We start from the raw sequence: 18,435 nt of genomic DNA, 5'->3' as shown, positions 1-18,435 counted from the left end.
TCGACGCGCGGACGGCCGAGCTGGGCGAGCGGCAGAATTTCGAAACCGCTCATGCGTGTCGAGGCGGCGTCCCACACGGGGCGCACGCCCAGCAAGGCGAAGGCCTGAGCGAGATCGTCGCCGCCGGTGCGCATCGAGGCGCTGCCCCACAGGTCCAGCACGATCCGGCGCGGCCAGTCGCCATGATCCTGCAAATAGCGTTCGATGACGTCGCCCGCGAGCTTGCGGCCGATCTCCCAGGCGGTGCGGGTCGGCACGGCGCGCGGATCGACCGAGAACAGATTGCGCCCGGTCGGCAGCACGTCCTTGCGTCCGCGCCCAGGCGCGCCGGACGGGCTCGGCGCCACAAAACCGCCGTTCAGCGCATGAACAAGCGCCTGCATTTCCGCCGCGCCGCAGGAGTCGAGCCGTTCCGCGAGATCGCTTGTTTCATAGCCCGCCAGCGTCTCGTCCCGCAAAGCGCCCTGCGGCGAGCGGCCGAACACATGCAGGCCGTCATTGATGCGCATTTCCTTCAGGTCGCACAGCCAGCCGTCGAGCCGGATCAGGGCGTCCTCATCGGCCGCGCTTTCCGCTTCGACGCCGCATTCGCGCAAAAGGCCGGCGCTTTCCGCGCGCTGCAGGATGAGATCGGCAAGCATCTTGGCGCGGCGCGGATCGAGGCCCTGCGCCTGGGCATATTCGTCGAACAAAGCCTCGATTTCGGCCAGCGCGCCATGAGCGCCCGCCTTGACCAGCGGTGGCGACAGATGGCTGACGATAACGGCGGCGGAGCGGCGCTTGGCCTGCGCCGCTTCGCCGGGATTATTGACGATGAAGGGATAGACCAGCGGCACGGGACCGAGCGCGATTTCCGGCGCGCAATCGCCGCCGAGCGCCACGCTCTTGCCGGGCAGCCATTCCAGCGAGCCATGCGCGCCGCAATGAACCAGCGCATCGATTGTCTCGCGTGCGCGCAGCCAGAGATAGAAGGCGAGAAAGCCATGTCGCGGCGGCAGAGCCAGATCATGATAATCGGCCTTGCGATTGTCCGCCGCGCCGCGATCGGGCTGCAAGGCGAGCACGATCTTGCCGAGGCGCAGGAAACGAAAGGCGAAGGCGCCGTCGGAGGCGGAGGCGTCGCTTTCCGGACCGCCCCAGCAGGCTTCGAGCGCGGCGACGAAATCCGCAGGCAGGCCGTCGAGAAAAGCGCGATAGGCCCGCAGCGACACCGTCGCCAGCGGCGGCGCGGCCTGCAGGGCTTCGAGCCATTTTTCCGGCGCGGGCGCGGCGTCATAGCCTTCGGCGGCGAGGCGCGCGATGATCGCACGCACGCTCTGTTCGGTGTCGAGGCCTACGGCATAGCCGGCGCGGCCGCCCTTGGCGGGATAATCCGAGACGATCAGCGCCAGTTTCTTGTCTTCATTGGCGAGACGGCGCAGGCGCGCCCAGCGCGCGGCCAGCGCGGCGACGAAGGCGATGCGGTCGGACTCGGGCTCGTGCAGCGCCGGCGAAAATTCCAGCGCATCGCGGCGCTCCTGCTCGCGCTTGAAGGAAATGGCGCGGGTGACGATGCGGCCGTCCACTTCCGGCAGCACCACATTCATGGCGAGATCGGCCGCCGACAGGCCGCGCCGCGATTCGCGCCATTGCCGCGCCTGCGCGCCTGAGAGAATGACCTGAAAGACCGGCGCATCGGCGGCGTCGAGCACGGCGCCAGAATCGAGCCGCGCGGAAAAGGCCGTGGCGTTGAGGATGACATCGGGCCTTTCCGCCGCCAGCGCTTTCAGGAGCGGCGCGCAGGCGGCGGGGTCCTTGAGGCTGGAAACGAAATAGCTTCGGACGCGGAAATTTTCGCGCTCCAGCGCTTCGGCCAGAGCGCGGATGGGCGCGTCGTCGCCGGCGAGAAAGGCGCTGCGATAGAACAGCACCAGCGCGGTCGCGGCGCCCTCGGCGCCCGGCCGGCAACCCGGCGCGAACAGGCCAAGGGGCGCAACCGGACGCGGCTCCGGTGCGGCGCCCTCGCCCGTGATCTGCGTGGCGATGAAATCGAGGCAGGCGGCGATATTGTCCGGCCCGCCGTCACGGAAATAGGCCCAGATCTGGCGCAGCGCGTCGGGCGGCAAAGTCGAAGCCTGTTCGAGCCGCGCATCCTCCATCGCATCGCCGGGCACGATCGCCAAAACGAAGCCGTGCTTGCGCGCCGCCGCCGCCAGTTCCTCGACGCCATAGCGCCAGTAATCCATGCCGCCGAGCAGCCGCACCAGCACGAAGCGGGCGCGGGCGCAGACCTTCTCGACATAGAGATCGACCGAATAGGGATGTTTGAGCAGCGCCAGCGGCGCCAGCCGCAGGCTGGGATGGCGCGGCGCGTGGGCGCCCGCCAGCAGCGACAGATCGCTGTCCGCGAAGGACAGAGCGACCACGTCCGCAGGCGATTGTTCGAGATCGACGGCCTGCGCCGCCTCGTCGAACGATCGTTGATCCGTACGGACGAGATGCATGGTCTTTAAGCCGAAAGCGCCGCTTCGATCGCCGCGCGGTCGAAGCCTTTCTGTCCGATCACCACGAGGCGGCCGGCGCGGTCCTCATCGGCGCGCCAGGGGCGGTCGAACTGGTGCGAGAACCGACCGCCGACGCCCTGCACCAGCAGGCGCATCGGTTTGCCCTCGACCTCGACAAAGCCTTTCATGCGCAGCACGTCATGGTCGCTGGCGATGGCGGCGAGCTTGGCCGCAAGCGCCGCCGGATCGCGCGCCGGCGGCAGCGCCGCGACGAAAGTGTCGAAATCGTCGTGGTCGTGGCCTTCCTCGTCGTCGTGATGTGAGGGCCGCGCGGCGAGATCGTCCTCCGCCGCCGCCGCGAGCCCGAGCAGCACATCGACATCGAGGCGCCCCTCGCGCGTCGGCACGATTTTCACCGCGCGCGGCACGGCCCCGGCGACTTCGGCGCGCACTTTTTCCAGTGCTTCTTCTTCCAGGAGATCGGCCTTGTTGAGCAGGATCAGATCGGCGCAGAGCAGTTGATCCTCATAGACCTCTTCCAGCGGATTGTCGTGGTCGAGCGCGAAATCCTGCGCGCGCTGGGCGGCGAGCTTTTCCTCGTCATCGGCGAAGCGGCCGTCGGCGACGGCGGCGGAATCGACCACGGCGACGACGCCGTCGACCGTGAGCTTGGCGCGAATGTCCGGCCAGTCGAACGCCTTGACCAGCGGTTTCGGCAAAGCGAGGCCGGAGGTTTCGATGATGATGTGGTCGGGACGCGGCTCGCGCGCCAGCAGGCCTTCGATCGCGGGCAGGAAATCATCCGCCACGGTGCAGCACAGGCAACCATTGGCCAGCTCGATAATATTGTCCTCCGGACAGGAATCGGCGCCGCACTGACGCAAAATCTCGCCATCCACGCCGACATCGCCGAATTCATTGATGACCAGAGCGAGCCGCCGCCCGCGCGCATGGGCTAGAACGTGGCGGATCAGCGTGGTCTTGCCGGCGCCGAGAAAGCCGGTGACGATGGTGACGGGAATTTTCGCAAGACGCATGTATCGGGCTCCGAACCGGCGCCCGGCGGGTAAACCCGCCATCCGGCCCAGGCCAAGCCCGCAAGCCGAACCGCGACGAGAGCGCCCCGCCCATCGCGTGTAGTATCCGACGGCAGGTCTCCTGGCTCACGGGTCTGGCGCCTTCCGCCGCCTTCCCGGTCTTGCGACCAGTGGCCTGTGGCGTTCGGCTTCCCGTTCACAGTTGCGGGGGCAGCTGCGGTTGGGGCTCCCCCTCCGCATTCCCTTTCAAACCCCGTTGATCGGGGACCGTCGAGCCTGACTTGTTAGGCGCGCCGGCGACGCGAGTCAATTGCGCGAGCCCGGGTCCGTCGCGGGCATGGAGGCGACACAGGGATAGGCCGCGAGACGCAAAAAAACCCTCCGGGGCCAGAAGGCGCCGGAGGGTTCGATTGTCAGCCCCCGTTTGGCCGGAGCGGCCAGACGATCAATAAGCGCGATCGGCGACGATGACCTTGGTGCCGATCTTGACCCGGTTATACAGGTCGATGGCGTCGATATCGCGCATGCGGATGCAGCCAGACGACACGTGCTGGCCGATCTTGTCCGGCTCGTTGGTGCCGTGGATGCGGTAGAGGGTGTCCTTGTTGCCCTGATAGAGATACATCGCGCGGGCGCCGAGCGGATTGTCCGGACCGCCCGGCAGGCCGCCGGCTTCGGCGGTCGGACGCAGGTGCGGCCAACGCTCGAGCATGTCCGCCGGCGGCACCCAGCGCGGCCATTCCGCCATCTTGCCGACGGTGGCTTCGCCGGTCCAGCCGGCGGCCTCGCTGCCGGTGGCGACGCCGTAGCGGATCGCCTTCTTGTTCGGCATGGAATAATAAAGGAAGTTCTTGAACGTATCGACGGTGATCGTCCCGGCCGGCTGGCCCGTCGGATCGTCCACGATATAGCGGCCATATTCGGCCGGCGGATTGCCGGCCGGCGCGAGCGACAGAAACTCCCGGTCACGGCCGGTGAGAGTCGGATCCGGCGTGCTGACCCCATTGCAGCCGGCCAGGGCCGCCGAAATCAAGCCAATGCAAGCAATCGTCCGCAAATTCATCGTACCGCCCCGGTTTCAGCGCGCCGCCCCAGCGACATGATTTCATCAATTCATTACCATAAAGAGCCCCGGCGTCACGAGCGCGCGGCCGCATATCGCGTCGATTATAAAGCTTTGTGGCGTAGCGGCCACAGTGTCGTCACAATGCAAGGCGAAGCCTTAACAAAACGCGCCCTGGCGACGCGCAATCCGGCGTGAAGCCGCCAATATCTTCTACTTTGGGCCTAAGACCTAAACTTCGTTGGACAGCCGGGCGGAATAGCGCGATCTTCTGCTCGGAATGGCGTCCTCCCGACGCTCCTGGGGCTCTCCGGCCCCCTTGCTACCCAAATTTGCGGCGCGATCCGGGACGTTTTGCGATTTTCTGTTTGTGAGCCTGAATTGAACACGCTTCTGCTGACCCATCCCGCCGGCCTCAATCACGACAATGGCCCCGGCCACCCCGAGAGGCCCGACCGCGTCCGGGTGATCGAACGAATTCTCGAACATGAGAAATTCATGACGCTGATCCGCGCGCAGGCGGACAACGGCACGCGCGAACAGGCTCTGCGGGTCCATCCGGAATCCTATGTCCAGGCGCTGGAGCAGACCTCGCCCCGCGACGGATTCGCGCGCCTCGACAGCGATACGACCATGAGCCCAGGCACGCTCGCCGCCGCCTTTCGCGCCATCGGCGGCGCCTGCCAGGCGGTCGACGAAGTAATGCGGCGCGATGTGGACAACGCCTTCGTCGCGCTGCGCCCGCCGGGCCATCACGCCGAGCGCGCGACGCCGATGGGCTTCTGCTTTTTCAACAACGCCGCCGTCGCGGCCCGCCACGCCATCGCCAAGCATGGCGCGGAGCGGGTCGCGATCATGGATTTCGACGTTCATCACGGCAATGGAACGCAGGATATTTTCTGGTCCGACCCCAATGTGATGTATCTCTCGACCCATGAAATGCCGCTTTATCCCGGCACGGGCGCGAGCGGCGAGCGCGGCGAGCACAATAATATCGTCAACGCCCCGCTCAACGCCGGCGATGGCGGAATGCAGTTTCGCGAGGCGATGGAAGTCGCCATCCTGCCTCGGCTCGAACAGTTCCGCCCTGATCTCGTGATCGTTTCCGCCGGATTCGACGCGCATCGCCGCGACCCGCTCGCCAATCTCAATCTGGTGGAGGCGGATTTCGCCTGGGCGACCGGCAAGCTGATGGACGTATCCGACCGCGTCTGCGGGGGACGGCTGGTATCCGTTCTCGAAGGCGGCTACGACCTCGACGGCCTCGCGCGCTCCGTCGCCGCCCACGTCCTGACCTTGATGGGCGTGTAAGCCTTTCCCGCCTACCAGCCGACGAACTGGGCCCGCGGCGGCTCGGCTTCGCCCAGCACGACCTCGACAATTTCCGGCGGACGCATGAGACGCGCCGGCACGACGGATTCGCCCAGCCCGCCTGAAATGACGAGATGGCGGTCGTCGTGCACGAGATGGCCGTAAATCAGCTTGCGTCCGAAGCGAAGATAGCCGACCGGGGAGCCGATCACCGGCAGACTGATCTGGCCGCCATGCGTATGGCCGCACAATGTCAGCGCGACCCGCTTTGGCGTCGTCCAGAAAATAAAAGGCTCATGAGCCATGAGAATGATCGGCGCGTCGTCGGTCACCTTGGCGAGGGAGCCCGCGAGATCGTCGCCGCCGCCGGCGGCCCCGTCCACGCCCTCCTGCGCCAGGCGGTCGATCATCTGGTCGCCCAGCCCGACCAGCCAGAAGCGCCGCCCGTCCTTGGTCAGCGGAACCGCGTCATTTTCGAGAACGACCACGCCGGCTTGGCGCAGAGCGCGCCGGATCGCGGCGGCGCCGTCGGAGGGCGAGGTCAGCAGCGGGCCATGCCACCAATCGTGATTGCCCAGCACGGCGTAGCAGCCGAGCGGCGCGCGCAGGATCGAAAGCGCCTCGGCGGTCTCCTGCGCGTCGACGGCGCGCGTGACGAAGAAATGGCCGGCGTTGAAATCGCCCAGCATCAGGACGGCGTCCGGCTGCAGGGCGTTGGTCGCCTCGCAGATGCGGCGGATGCGCGCCGCGCTCATGAAGGGCTCGCCGGCATGGATGTCGGAAATCACGGCGAGGCGCAGGTTCAGCCCCTGCGGCCAGCGCGGCGGCGTAATGAAATAGGTTTTGACCTGGAGCAGGAAATTCGGCTCGACGCCAATGGCGTAGGCGGCGGTCGACGCGCCGAGCAACGGCAACGCGAGACCACGGGCGAGAAAGCGACGACGATCGATCATTCAGGCGCCCACGACAGGGAGAGCCGGCGGCCCTCTCCTCCACGGGGGTTGTGATAATCCGCCCGGGGAGGGCTTGCCAACCCCGAGCGCGAAAAATGGAAAACCGATCCTTGCCGCGTCGCCGATTCAGGCGGCGTCCCGCTTGGGCGCCGCGATGCGAGGCGAGCGGTCGGCGCGCGTTTCAAACCGGACGTCGGCCTTGACCTCAGGCGCGGCCGTCAGTTCGGGGCGCGGGGCGAACAATTCGGCCTCCACGGCCGCGAGGCCGATTTCACGATAAAGACGCGCCTGCAGGTCGCGCGCGTCCTGGCGGCGCGGCTGCGGCGGAACAATGATTTCTTGCTCGCTCATGACGGGACTCTTCTCACTCGCACCAACAGGGAGACTCCGGCCGCATGGTTGACGACCGCTGAATTCCGCCTGCGACATTGCGCCGTTAAGATAAATTCCGCGTTAAGTCTGCCGCTTGGCGGCCGTCCTGAAACGAACGGCAGCCGCGCCGCCGCGCTGCTTGAGCTTTGCTTTCAGCGCGCGTCCGGCGACCGAAATCCGCCGGTGAGCCGTTCGATCAGGCCCGCTATCGCAATGGCGTCGCGATCCGCGCCGAGCGGGCAGATGATCTGCACCCCGCAGGGCAGGCCCAGCGGGGCCAGCGCGACCGGCGCGACCGCCGCCGGTAGGTGGGACAGCGACGCCAGGCTCGCCCATTTCAGCAGGTCAAAATACGGCAGATCGCCGACGCTGGTGGCCAGGCGTCGGTCGATCGGCGACGGCGACAGGTCGTGCGGAATGGCGAGGCAGGGCGCAGGCGGACAAAGGATCGCGTCATAATCGGCGAAAAAGGCGGCGAAACCGTCGCGGATCGCGGCGCGGCGCTCGGACAGGCGCGCGAAAGCGGCGGCGTCGATCCGGGCGGCGCGGGCCCGCATGGCCGGATAGGACCGGTCGTCCGGCGCGAAATCCCGCGCCGTATCGGCGTAGCGGGCGCGCTCCGTCGCCGGTAGGCTGGCGAAACTAATGGCGAAACTGAGCGTGGCGTAGATTTCGAAGGAGTCCGAAAAGGCGAAGGACGGACGCGCCTCGTCGAGCCGCGCGCCGGCGCAGGCCAAAGCCTCGGCGGCGAGCCGCACGCCGGCCTCGACATCGGCGTCGACCGGCGCGAAGGCCGGATCGAGCCACAGCGCCAGCCGCAGGCGACGATTTTCGAGCCGGCCGGCGAGGCCGTCGGGCGCCGCTTGCCCCTGCCCCGCCAGCAGCCGAAACGCCAGATCCAGATCGGTCGCCGAGCGGGCCAGCGGCCCCGCCACCGCGAGATCGGGCGGATTTTTCAGCCGCAGCGCCGGCAGCGGCGGAATATGGCCGACGAGCGGGACGCGGCCCCAGCTCGGCTTGAGCCCGAACAGGCCACAGGCGTGGGAGGGCCAGCGGATCGAGCCGCCGAGGTCCGACCCGAGGTCGAAAGCGCAGAACCCCGACGCCACCGCCGCCGCCGAGCCGCCCGACGAGCCGCCGGGCGTGCGAGACAGGTCCCAGGGATTGGAGGTCAGCCCGAAGATCGGATTATGGGTCTGAAAATCGCCGGTGAGGCGCGGGACATTGGTCTTGGCGAGAATGACCGCACCGGCCGCGCGCAGAAGTTCGACGGCGGCGGCGTCCCGCTCCGGCCGGTAATCGGCCAGCTCCTGCGCGCCGCAGGTCGTGGTCAGGCCGGCGGTCTCGAAACTGTCCTTGATCGTGATCGGCAGGCCTTCCAGCGCCCGCGCCTCGCCGCGCGCGATGCGGCGGTCGGATTCGGCGGCCTGAAGCGCGGCCGCTTCGAAATCATAGGCCGCCAGCGCGTTGACGGCGGGATTGCGCTGGAGAATCCGTTCCCAGACCCCGGCCAGCAATTCGGAAGCGGAAAAGGCGTGGCGGTCGAGCCCCTCGCGCCACACGGTCGCGGGCGCGGCGAAAAAGGCCTCGTCGAAACCCGCTGGCGTCAAGCCTCGGCGCCCTCGACGGCCAGATGATCGTGCTCTCGCACCAGCTCGCGCGCCTCGACCAGCAATTCATCGAGCAGCGCCAAGCGCTCCGGGGCGATGCGCCCGAAGGTCTGGGTGACGAAAGCCTTTTGCGCCTCGATGCCGCGCTGCGCCAGCTCGCGGCCCGCGGGGGTCAGGTGAATGGCGTGGGAGCGGCGGTCGCCGGCGAGCGCCCTGCGCTCGACCAGCCCGCTGGCGACCAGACGGTCGATCAGACCGGAAATATTGCCCTTGGTGACATAGAGCCGCGCCGCCAGCTCCTGCTGCGACAGGCCCTCACGCTCCGTCAAAGTGGTGAGGACGTCGCATTGCGGGACGGAGAGATCGAAGGCGCGCAAACGATTGGCGATCGCCAGACGGGTGCGGGTATTCAGGCGAATGAGTCGGAACCAGACCCGCAAGGCGTCGATATCGCTGGTCATTTTCCTCCCCAGGCGCAGGCTTATTGTCAACTCGTGAAATTAGCGCCCGGGGCGGACCGCCGCAAGTGCGACGGCAACAGTTTAGCCTACGGCAACCCGAAGGGGGTTGTCCGACAAGGCGGCGCGCGGCTGCGGCTTGCCGTAGAAATAGCCCTGCGCCTGGGTGACGCCGAGTTGCCGCAGCACCATATGCTGGCGCAGCGTCTCCACGCCCTCCGCGACCAGCTCCATGTCGAGCTTTTCGGCGAGGACGCGCACGGCGGAGACGATGGCCACCGATTCGCGGCCGTTTTCGATATGATCGATGAAGCTCTTGTCGATCTTGATCTTCGAGAACGGATAGGAGTGGATATAGGACAAGGACGAGAATCCGGAGCCGAAATCATCCAGCGAAACGCCGATGCCCAACCCGGCCAGTTCGACAATGGCGGCGCGGGTCTGCTCGGTGTCCTCCATCATCAAGGTCTCGGTGACTTCGAGATTGAGGCGTGACGGCGGCAGGCCGGTGCGGGCGAGCACGCTCTTGACCATGGCGACGAGTTTCTGCGGCTGGCGGAACTGCACGGGCGAGAGATTGACCGCGACATAAAGGTCGCCCGGCCAGCTCAGCGCGGCCACGCAGGCCTTTTCGAGAATCTGCTCGCCGATGCGGATGATGGCGCCGGTCTGCTCGGAACAGGGAATGAATTTGACCGGCGGGATCATGCCGCGCACCGGATGGGGCCAGCGCGCCAAGGCCTCGAAGCCGACGACCTTGCCGTTTTCGATATTGCCGATCGGCTGGAACCAGGGCTCGAATTCGTTGCGCGCGACCGCCGTCTCGATTTCGAGCTCCATGATGCGCGCCTCGTTGAACCGCGCCTGCATCGACTCGTCGAACACACAGGCGCGATTGCGGCCGCGCCTCTTTGCTTCGTAAAGCGCGATATCGACCTTTTTCAGCAATTCCTGCGCGGCGACGCCATGATCCGGATAATGGACCACGCCAATGCTCGCGCTGACCGGGATCGACGAGCCGTCCAGCGTGATCGGCTCGCGCAGCGCCGCGACGATTCGATCCGTCAGCGCCAGCGGGACTTCCGTCCCCTCCCTGCCGCCGCCGCGCGCGAGGATGATGAACTCGTCGCCGCCGAGACGGCCGACAATATCATCGGAATTGACCACCCGGCGCAGCCGCGCCGCCATTTCCACAATCACCGCGTCGCCGGTGTTGTGGCCGAGCATGTCGTTGATCTCCTTGAAGCGGTCGAGATCCATGACCAGCAGGCTGAAAGCCTCGCGCGAGCCGATGTCGCCACGCTCGATCTCGCGGTCCAGCGCCTCGGAAAAAGCGAAGCGGTTCATCAGGCCCGTCAGCATGTCGTTATGCGCCATATGCCGGGTGCGAAGATTGGCGCAATAAAGTTCGACGATCCGCTCATGGGCGGCGAAGCCGAGCACGATCGCGGCGACGATCAGCGCCATCAGCAGAGCGGAATAAGCGTGGCCGTTCTTCACCGGGATGATCGCATAAGCCAGCGTCATCGGCGCGCACATGGTCAGGACCTGGGCGATGAACAATTTCATTCGGCCGGCGCTGCGCAGGGCGAAGGCGACCGTGAAGCCCACCGCGATCGCGCTCGCCAGCGTCCAGTCGGCCGGCTCGTTGGTCCGGGCAACCAGCAGGAAATTCTCGAAGCCAATGCCCGCCGCGAACATCGTCCACCAGATCAGGAACTGGCGATCGAAGCCGAGTAGCCGCGTGCGGTCGAGTGTGACGCCCTTGAGGCGGCGATATTGATTGTCGAGCCGCAGGCGCCTGACGCCGATCACGATGTTCAGCCCGGCGAACAAGCCGCACAAGGGATCCCAGGTCAAAAGCCAGACGGTGAGCGTGAGCACGATGCTCATGCCCATGGCCACGAACAAGGAACTCGGCGACACGCAGAGGGAATCGATCAGATGACGAAGCAATTCATCATCGACGTTCCGGTCGGACAAGGTTGTAGCGGCCGATCTAAGCCAACGCCGCAAGGGAGCAAGGCACTTGAGCATGGCTCAACCTACGTCGGCGAAGCTTAATAAAATCACTTGCTTGGACATCCGCCGCAAAAAACCTGCGCGAAAATCCTCTTGGAAGGATTAATTTCTCGCCACCGCAACAATTCAGATCCGAATCAGTTCGGACCTGACCCGTCACGCTTTCGCCTCAGGCGTCCGCCTTGACATGCCGGGTCGGCATGGCCGGCGCGCCGGTCCATTCGGTATGGGCGGGGATGGATTCGCCCTTCATGACGATGGTCAGCGGGCCAAGGCGCGCAAAGTCGCCGATATGGGTGTCATAGAGCACGGTGGAGCCCGAGCCGACGGTGACGCCGGAGCCGATCTTGACCCGGCCGACCTTCATGACCCGGTCCTCGTAAAGATGGGTCTGCAGGGCGCAAAGCGAATTGAGATTGCAGAAATCGCCGACCTCGATGCAGTCGAATTCGGTGATGTCGGTCATGTCGAGCACGCAGCCCTTGCCGAATTTGGCCCCGAGCAGGCGCAGAACCCAGGGCAGGAAGGGCGTGCAGCGCAGATGCTCCAGCATGACCTTGCCGGCGAGGCCCCAATAGAGCACGGCCATGGCCTCGGTGCGCATCGCCCACCACGACCACATCGGTTTCATGACCGGCTGGTAGCGGCCCATGGTCGCCCATTTCACAATGATCACCACGGCGACCATCGCGATCGAGATGACCGTCGAGGAAACGACGAACATCCACAGCACGGCCCAGTAATCGCCTTCCAGCACGGCCGGACCGAACCATTCGATCGCCCAGGTGCCGAAGGTGATATAGAGCATGGTCGGCAGCGAGATATGCACCGCCTCGAAACAGGCGCGGACGAATTTCTTCCAGCGCGGCGCCTCATAGGTCCAGTTGGCGCCGCCGGCGTCGAATTTCTGGCGCACCGGCAGCTTGATCGGCGGCGAGCCGAACCAGGTGTCGCCTTCCGACATTTCGTCATTGGCCGGCGGCTTGGACTTGATGCCAATCAGCGCGCCGTCGGGAATATCGGCGCCGGGCGGCAGCACGCCGTCATTGCCGATGAAGACGCGCGAGCCGGTCCTGAGCTTTTCGAGGCGCATCCAGCCGCGCCGGACGTCCTCATCGCCGAGGATCACCTCGTCGGCGATGAAACATTTCTCGCCGATCTCGACCAGATCGTAGCGGCCCGGAATATTGGTCGAGATTTCGGAATCCTTGCCGATCTTGGCGCCCATCAGCCGGTACCAGGTCCGCATATAGACCGTGGCGTAGAGCGACGAGAGCGTCTCCAGCGTCACTTCCGTCGCCAGCGACACCGCCCATTTGCGCAGATAGAACCAGGAAAAGACCGAATAGACGCCTTCGCGCACCACCGGCAGCACCGTCCAGCGCACCACGGCGATGAAGGCGACCGTGACCAGCACCATGACGAAGGACGTCGGCCACGCCATGATCGGGATCGCCGCCATATAGAGCATCCGGCTCACCGCCGCGAGACCGAGATATTCGTCGATCCGGTCGAACACCCAGAAGGCCGGGAACAGCGGCAGCAGGCCGACTGGCGGGATGGCCAGCAGCAGCAGGGTATAGATGAAGGTCTGCAGCGCGCGCTTGGGGGCCGAGACCTCGGCGAAGGGCTGCAGGGCTTCCTTGTCGACCGAGCCGATGCAGCGGCCGGGCGAGCCGTCCCAGATTTCCCAGGCGTTGACGCGGGTATAGGGTTCCAGCGCCGTCAGATCCTTCAGCTCCGCGCCCTCCTCCAGCACCACGTCATGTTCGAGCGCGCAGGAGGAGCCGATATAGCAATCCGGGCCGACCACGATCGGGCCGACGATCATGTCGCCGCCGACGAAGCTGACATTGGCGAATTTGGCGCGGGCGCCGACGGTCGCGCCGGCCCCGATGGTCAGAAGATCGACCGCGCCGATCTCCAGTTCGGAAATATTGGCGTCCTGGCCGATTTTCGCGCCGAGGGCCTGCAGATAGACCCGCATCAAAGGCGAGCCCTGGAACCATTTGATGTGGGTCAGCGTCAGCATGCGCTGCACCACCCACCAGCGGAAATAATACAGGCCCCAGATCGGATAGCGGCCCGGCTTGAACTTGCCGATCACCAGCCATTTCAAGGCGATGGCCAGTAGAACCGTGGCGATGTTGACGCAGACATAGACACCGAGCAGCGACACGATTTCCTGCCAGATCGAGGCGTCGGTGTCGGTCAGCAGCATGTAGGACACGAAAATGCCCAGCCATTGCGCGGTGGCCAGCGCCATGAAGAAAGGCAGGCAGATCGCCTGGGCGAGGCCGCACAGGAAGCGCCGCAGCAAAGGCGGCGGCGTGAAGGAAAGGTCTTTCGGCCCCCCGCTCTCAGCGGCCTTTTCATCAAGCAAAGCGGCGATGGCGCGCAGGCTGCGCCCCGCATACATGTCCTGCAGCGTGATCCCCGCCAGCGCCGGGGTCTGGCGCACGATGCCGACGAAACGCGCCGCCAGCAGCGAATGGCCGCCGAGATCGGTGAAAAAATCGGCGTCGAAGGGAATGGTCTGCGGCGGCAGCACCTTTTGCGCGGCCTCGAGAAGGAGACGCTCGGTCTCGGTCTGCGGATCCTCTTGCGCCTCGGCCGCGACCGGCGCGGTCAGCGGCTCTTTCTTCAGAGCGTTGCGGTTGATCTTGCCCGAAGACAGCCGCGGCAGGACCTCGCGGGTCTCGTAACGCGACGGCACCATATAGGGTGGTAGGACGCCGCGCAGGTCGGCGCGCAACGCCTTGGGGTCGATGGCCGACCCTTTTTCCGCCACCAGAAAGGCGACGAGCTGGTCGAGGCCGTCGTCATGGCGCAGCACCACCGCCGCCTGATTGACGCCCGGCAGCACCGAGAGCTTGGCCTCGATCTCGCCCAACTCCACGCGGAAGCCGCGGATTTTCACCTGGTCGTCGATGCGGCCGTGGAAGGCGATCTTGCCGTCCGGCTCCATCACCACCGCGTCGCCGGAACGATAGAGGATCGGGTCCGAGCCGGAGCGATCGAACGGATTGGCGATGAATTTTTCCGCCGTCAGCGCGTCGCGCTTGAGATAGCCCTTGGCCACGCCGGGGCCGCCAATCAGCAATTCGCCCTCGACGCCACGCTCCAGCAGGTTATTGGCCTCGTCCGCCACATAGCAGGTGTAATTGGCGATCGGGCCGCCGATGGTCACCGGCTGGTCGGGCAGGACTTCCGCCACCGTGGCGACCACGGTCGCCTCGGTCGGTCCATAGGAATTGAAAATGGTGCGGCCGGGCCTGCACCAGCGCGCGGCGACCGCCGGCGGGCACGCCTCGCCGCCCAGAATGATGACGCGCAGGCTTTTGATGTCGCCCGGCATCAGGGACAGCAGGGTCGGCACAGTGTCGAGCACGGTGACGCCGACTTCCTCCATCAGGTCCGGCAAAGCCTCGGCCTCGCCCATCACCGCCGGGGTGGCGACGAACAGAGTCGCGCCGACCAGATAAGGAATCCAGATTTCCTCCATCGACAGGTCGAAGGCGATGGAGGCGCCCTGGAACACGATGTCGGCGCGGTTGAGCTTGTAGGTTTCGTTGGCCGAGCGGAGGTAATGGCAGATATTGCGCCCGGTGATGACAATGCCCTTGGGCGTGCCGGTCGAACCGGACGTATAGATCATATAGGCCGGATGATCCGGCGTGGCCCCCGCTTTGCGCGGATCAACCGGCGTCTGGTCGGCGCGGTCGATCAGATCGACTTCGGTCAGAACTGGCGCCGTCACGGCCTCGCGCGCCTTGGCGGCGAAGGTTTCGGAGGTCAGCAGGCCCTTGGCCTCGGCGTCCTTCAGGCAGGTCTCGATGCGGTCGACCGGCGCGTCGGCGTCGAACGGCAGCCAGGCCGCGCCCGTCTTGGCGATGGCGATCTGACAGATCAGCAGCTCCGGCCCGCGCGGGCCCCACAGGCCGACGACGTCGCCGGGGCCGATTCCGCGCCGGACCAGCCCGCGCGCGAGCGCATTGGCTTCATGGTCCACCTGGGCGTAGGTGAGCTTGCGCTCCATCGTCATCATGGCGATGGCGTTGGGCGACAGAGCGACGGAGGCGGCGAAGATTTCGGCGAGCAATTCGTCGCGCAGCAGGTCGGGACGGACGGCGCCGCGCAGGACGGAAGGAAAAGCCGGCGCGCGTTCCGGCCCGGAATGCTTTTCCGCCACAAGATCCGTATCGACGTCAGTCATCGCCTGTTCCCAATGGTCGGCCGCGACGCCCGCGAAGGTCTCCGGCGGAGCGTCCGGATGGCGGCCGGGGTTCGCCATAGCATAGGATCGCCCGCGCTCCTACCCGCAAGCATCGCGACCGCGCCGCGCCTGTCGGGACGCCCCGCATCTGTCCCGCAAGAGGCCCGGAATGGAAAGGCGGTCCTGCGTTTTCGCAAGCGCAAAGCGGCTCGATTCGCTTGTCGCGCCGGTTTCGGATGCTAGGGTCCGTTACCTGAACGAAACCCCAACACTTGCGAGAATGCGCCATGTCGCAGAACCTCAAGCCGGCCTGGCTCATTACCGGCTGCTCGACCGGATTCGGCCGCGCTTTGTCGAAAATTCTGCTCGAAGGCGGCTATCGCGTCGCCGTCACCGCCCGCGACCCGGCGAAAGTGGCCGATCTGGTCGCCGACCATCCCGAAACCGGCCTCGCTCTCGCCCTCGACGTGGACAAGCCGGACCAGATCGCGGCGGCGGTCAAGGCCACGGCGGAAAAGTTCGGCCGCATCGACGTGCTGGTGAACAATGCCGGCTATGGCTATCTCGCGGCGGTGGAAGAAGGCGAGGACGCGGCGATCCGCGCCTTGTTCGAGACCAATGTGTTCGGCCTCGCCGCCATGTGCCGCGCCGTCCTGCCGATCATGCGGGCGCAGAACGGCGGCGCCATCGTCAATCTGTCCTCGATGGGCGGAATCTGCGGTTTTCCAGGCGTCGGCTATTATAATGCGACCAAATTCGCGGTCGAAGGCCTGTCGGAGGCCCTGGCCCCGGAAGTGGCGCCGTTCGGCGTGAAGGTCATCATCGTGGAGCCCGGCCCCTTCCGCACCGATTGGGCCGGACGCTCCTTGAAAACCCCGGATACCGCCATCGAGGCCTATGCCGGGACGGCGATCGCCCGCCGCAACGCGACTCACGCCTATAGCGGGACGCAAGCCGGCGACCCCGTGCGCGGCGCGCAGGCGATCATCCGGGCGGTGGAGCAGGACAAGCCGCCGCTGCGGCTGGTGCTCGGCTCGGTCGCACAGGAGGTCATCACGGCCCGGACCGACGCCTTCCGCGCCGAACTGCTCGCCGGCCGGGATGTGGCGCTGGCCTGCGACTTCCCGAAGGAAAAAGTGAGCTGACGACGGCCCTATCCGGGCGCACAAGCGGGCGCCCAACTTGACTTGATCAACTTGACTTGGTTGGGCGCTCCGAGCATGTAACGTCCGCATCGGGCGGACGTGGAGAGATTTCGTGGCCAAATGGGTTCGGTTGAGCGCAGCCTTGGCGCTGTGCGTTCTGGTCGCCGGCTGCGATCCCTGCGGCGGCCCGCTCAAATTCAACAAATTTCCGGGCGTCTGCAATTACGACCAGGCCAAGTAAGCCGCGCGCCGGGGGCCTGACGTGAGCGAGCGCGCAGCCAGACGGCCGAGACCTGGGCCGGCCGTCACGATCGGACTGATCGGCTTCGGCGCCTTTGGCCGGCTGATCGCCGCCCATCTCGGACCGCTTTTTCCGATTTTCGCCTATGATCCCGCCCCCCAATCACCGGCGAAGGGCGTGACCTTCTGCGACGCCGCGACCGCCGCCGCCTGCGACGCGGTGATTCTCGCCATGCCGGTGCCGCAGCTCGGCGCGGCCATTGAGACGATCAAGCCGCATCTGCGTCCGGGCGCGGTGGTGCTGGACGTCTGTTCGGTCAAGGTCGAGCCGGCGCGACTCATGCTCGCCGCCTTGCCGGATCATGTCGAAATCGTCGGCACCCATCCGATGTTCGGCCCGCAAAGCGCGCGCGGCGGCGTCAAGGGGCTGAAGATCGTGATCTGCCCGATCCGCGGCGACAAGGCGCGCCCGCTGGCGGCTTATCTGAGGAAAACCTTCGGCTTGCAGGCGATTATCGCCAGCCCGGAGCAGCACGACCGCGACGCGGCCATGGTGCAGGGCCTGACCCATCTCATCGCCAAAGTGCTGGTCGAGATGGAGCCCCTGCCCCGCCACATGACCACCGCCAGCTTCGACCTGCTGATGCGCGCCGTGGACATGGTGCGCTATGACGCGCCGGAAGTGTTCTACGCCATCGAACGGATGAATCCCTTCGTCCCCGACGTGCGGCGCCGCTTTTTCGGCTTGGCGGCGGATCTGGCGGACTCGCTGGAAAAAAACGGCGAGGCGTAAGCGCGCGGACGATAATACACGCGAATCGATCGGAGAGCGGAGCCTTACGGTCCACCTCCCCGCTCGACGCCAAATGACCTGGTTAGGCGACCGCCTCCGCCGTGGTCGGATCGATCATGCGCTCGACCTTGTGAATCTGGTTGGCCGGGAAGCCGCCTCGCGCGGCATGTTCGCGGATAAGCTCCTCATTGGGAGCGATATAGACGCAAAAGATTTTGTCGCCGGTGACATAGCTTTCGACCCATTGAATTTGCGGCCCCATCTCTTTCAGGACGCTGCATGACGTCTGCGACGCGCCGACGATGTCGGCGTCAGCCAAGCCTCCGACGCCCGGCATTTCCCGTTCGATGATGAATTTCGGCATTCAGTCCTCCCGTTTTCGTTCGTCTTGTGATTGTGGAACGAACGTTCGGTACAAGTTTTCATCGAAATGCGCGGCCGGTCAACCCCGGGAAAGTGCAAAACCACGCTGCGGCGTGCGGAGCCGAGGCTCAGGCGCGCGGATTCGCGACCGCGGCCCGCAAATCGGCCATCGCCGCATCGAATTGCCCGCCGTCCCGCGTCGCGAGCGCGACGACGAGCCCTCCCTGGACGTGCCGGATCATTCGCGCCGCCGTGGCTCGCGCGAACGGCAGGCCGAATTCGCCGAGGCGGCGCTCCAATTCGTCGATCCAGAAGGACATCAGGGCTGAAACGCGGCCTGCCACCACGGGAGGGCAGTCATGCAGCGTC

At 66.0% G+C, this 18,435-nt stretch carries 15 protein-coding genes and 1 riboswitch; of the genes, 4 read left to right on the top strand and 11 right to left on the bottom strand.

All coding sequences use genetic code 11. The features are described from left to right. The 3 genes from ACE3S9_RS04000 to ACE3S9_RS03990 form a co-directional block, all read right to left on the bottom strand. Window positions 1-2,483, bottom strand: a 2,483-nt coding sequence (locus ACE3S9_RS04000) for a cobaltochelatase subunit CobN (protein ID WP_374545138.1), incomplete at its 3' end; no start/stop codon positions are given. Window positions 2,484-2,488: 5 nt separating this feature from the next. Then, the gene (gene cobW, locus ACE3S9_RS03995) at window positions 2,489-3,520 is read right to left on the bottom strand and encodes a cobalamin biosynthesis protein CobW (protein WP_374545137.1); all 1,032 of its coding nucleotides are present in this window, start codon (window positions 3,518-3,520) and stop codon (window positions 2,489-2,491) included. Window positions 3,521-3,613: 93 nt separating this feature from the next. Next, window positions 3,614-3,807, bottom strand: a riboswitch (cobalamin riboswitch). Between the two features lie 158 nt (window positions 3,808-3,965). Beyond that, window positions 3,966-4,583, bottom strand: a complete 618-nt coding sequence (locus ACE3S9_RS03990; RefSeq protein ID WP_374545136.1) for a L,D-transpeptidase — start codon at window positions 4,581-4,583, stop codon at window positions 3,966-3,968. A 381-nt stretch (window positions 4,584-4,964) separates the two neighbouring features. Between ACE3S9_RS03990 and ACE3S9_RS03985 the strand changes: the two genes are divergently transcribed. Next, window positions 4,965-5,894, top strand: coding sequence for a histone deacetylase family protein (locus ACE3S9_RS03985; protein WP_374545135.1), 930 nt, complete (start codon window positions 4,965-4,967; stop codon window positions 5,892-5,894). Between the two features lie 11 nt (window positions 5,895-5,905). On the opposite strand, the gene ACE3S9_RS03980 is transcribed toward ACE3S9_RS03985, so the two are convergent. The 6 genes from ACE3S9_RS03980 to ACE3S9_RS03955 all read right to left on the bottom strand — a co-directional run bounded on the left by ACE3S9_RS03980 (window position 5,906) and on the right by ACE3S9_RS03955 (window position 15,525). Next, window positions 5,906-6,847: a metallophosphoesterase gene (locus tag ACE3S9_RS03980; protein WP_374545134.1), complete on the bottom strand. Its 942-nt coding sequence runs from the start codon at window positions 6,845-6,847 to the stop codon at window positions 5,906-5,908. A gap of 126 nt (window positions 6,848-6,973) precedes the next feature. Beyond that, a complete protein-coding gene (locus ACE3S9_RS03975) occupies window positions 6,974-7,198 on the bottom strand; it encodes a hypothetical protein (protein ID WP_374545133.1) in 225 nt (74 codons plus the stop codon). A gap of 173 nt (window positions 7,199-7,371) precedes the next feature. Next, complete coding sequence (locus tag ACE3S9_RS03970) at window positions 7,372-8,829, bottom strand: amidase family protein (RefSeq protein ID WP_374545132.1); 1,458 nt, start codon at window positions 8,827-8,829, stop codon at window positions 7,372-7,374. Further along, complete coding sequence (locus tag ACE3S9_RS03965) at window positions 8,826-9,290, bottom strand: MarR family winged helix-turn-helix transcriptional regulator (RefSeq protein ID WP_374545131.1); 465 nt, start codon at window positions 9,288-9,290, stop codon at window positions 8,826-8,828. The genes ACE3S9_RS03970 and ACE3S9_RS03965 overlap by 4 nt, the downstream gene beginning before the upstream one ends. Before the next feature lie 81 nt (window positions 9,291-9,371). Next, window positions 9,372-11,270 carry a putative bifunctional diguanylate cyclase/phosphodiesterase gene (locus ACE3S9_RS03960; protein WP_374545130.1) on the bottom strand — a complete coding sequence of 633 codons (1,899 nt, stop codon included), beginning with the start codon at window positions 11,268-11,270 and terminating at the stop codon, window positions 9,372-9,374. Between the two features lie 208 nt (window positions 11,271-11,478). Next, window positions 11,479-15,525 (bottom strand): Pls/PosA family non-ribosomal peptide synthetase, encoded by a 4,047-nt coding sequence (locus tag ACE3S9_RS03955; RefSeq protein WP_374545139.1) that lies wholly within the window; start codon window positions 15,523-15,525, stop codon window positions 11,479-11,481. 287 nt (window positions 15,526-15,812) lie between these two features. Here ACE3S9_RS03955 and ACE3S9_RS03950 point away from each other — a divergent pair, with 287 nt between their 5' ends. The 3 genes from ACE3S9_RS03950 to ACE3S9_RS03940 all read left to right on the top strand — a co-directional run bounded on the left by ACE3S9_RS03950 (window position 15,813) and on the right by ACE3S9_RS03940 (window position 17,703). Continuing rightward, window positions 15,813-16,670, top strand: a complete 858-nt coding sequence (locus tag ACE3S9_RS03950; RefSeq protein ID WP_374545129.1) for an oxidoreductase — start codon at window positions 15,813-15,815, stop codon at window positions 16,668-16,670. Window positions 16,671-16,782: 112 nt separating this feature from the next. Beyond that, window positions 16,783-16,911: a hypothetical protein gene (locus tag ACE3S9_RS03945; RefSeq protein WP_374545128.1), complete on the top strand. Its 129-nt coding sequence runs from the start codon at window positions 16,783-16,785 to the stop codon at window positions 16,909-16,911. A 21-nt stretch (window positions 16,912-16,932) separates the two neighbouring features. Next, the gene (locus tag ACE3S9_RS03940) at window positions 16,933-17,703 is read left to right on the top strand and encodes a prephenate dehydrogenase/arogenate dehydrogenase family protein (protein ID WP_374545127.1); all 771 of its coding nucleotides are present in this window, start codon (window positions 16,933-16,935) and stop codon (window positions 17,701-17,703) included. A gap of 82 nt (window positions 17,704-17,785) precedes the next feature. On the opposite strand, the gene ACE3S9_RS03935 is transcribed toward ACE3S9_RS03940, so the two are convergent. Together ACE3S9_RS03935 and ACE3S9_RS03930 are read right to left on the bottom strand one after the other, a co-directional pair. After that, window positions 17,786-18,067 (bottom strand): DUF4242 domain-containing protein, encoded by a 282-nt coding sequence (locus tag ACE3S9_RS03935; RefSeq protein WP_374545126.1) that lies wholly within the window; start codon window positions 18,065-18,067, stop codon window positions 17,786-17,788. Window positions 18,068-18,194: 127 nt separating this feature from the next. Further along, window positions 18,195-18,435, bottom strand: a 241-nt coding sequence (locus tag ACE3S9_RS03930; RefSeq protein ID WP_374545125.1) for a hypothetical protein, incomplete at its 5' end; no start/stop codon positions are given.

Source organism: Rhodoblastus sp. (assembly GCF_041915505.1).
Classification (GTDB): Bacteria; Pseudomonadota; Alphaproteobacteria; order Rhizobiales; family Beijerinckiaceae; genus Rhodoblastus.
Note: the sequence above shows the minus strand (reverse complement) of the source record. Positions and strands in the feature narration are given on the sequence as shown.

Bases quoted from the DNA above. Each gene is read 5' to 3' on its own strand.
- cobW (WP_374545137.1), bottom strand. From the start codon at position 3,520: ATGCGTCTTGCGAAAATTCCCGTCACCATCGTCACCGGCTTTCTCGGC.
- ACE3S9_RS03990 (WP_374545136.1), bottom strand. From the start codon at position 4,583: ATGAATTTGCGGACGATTGCTTGCATTGGCTTGATTTCGGCGGCCCTG.
- ACE3S9_RS03980 (WP_374545134.1), bottom strand. From the start codon at position 6,847: ATGATCGATCGTCGTCGCTTTCTCGCCCGTGGTCTCGCGTTGCCGTTG.
- ACE3S9_RS03975 (WP_374545133.1), bottom strand. From the start codon at position 7,198: ATGAGCGAGCAAGAAATCATTGTTCCGCCGCAGCCGCGCCGCCAGGAC.
- ACE3S9_RS03965 (WP_374545131.1), bottom strand. From the start codon at position 9,290: ATGACCAGCGATATCGACGCCTTGCGGGTCTGGTTCCGACTCATTCGC.
- ACE3S9_RS03955 (WP_374545139.1), bottom strand. From the start codon at position 15,525: ATGACTGACGTCGATACGGATCTTGTGGCGGAAAAGCATTCCGGGCCG.
- ACE3S9_RS03950 (WP_374545129.1), top strand. From the start codon at position 15,813: ATGTCGCAGAACCTCAAGCCGGCCTGGCTCATTACCGGCTGCTCGACC.
- ACE3S9_RS03935 (WP_374545126.1), bottom strand. From the start codon at position 18,067: ATGCCGAAATTCATCATCGAACGGGAAATGCCGGGCGTCGGAGGCTTG.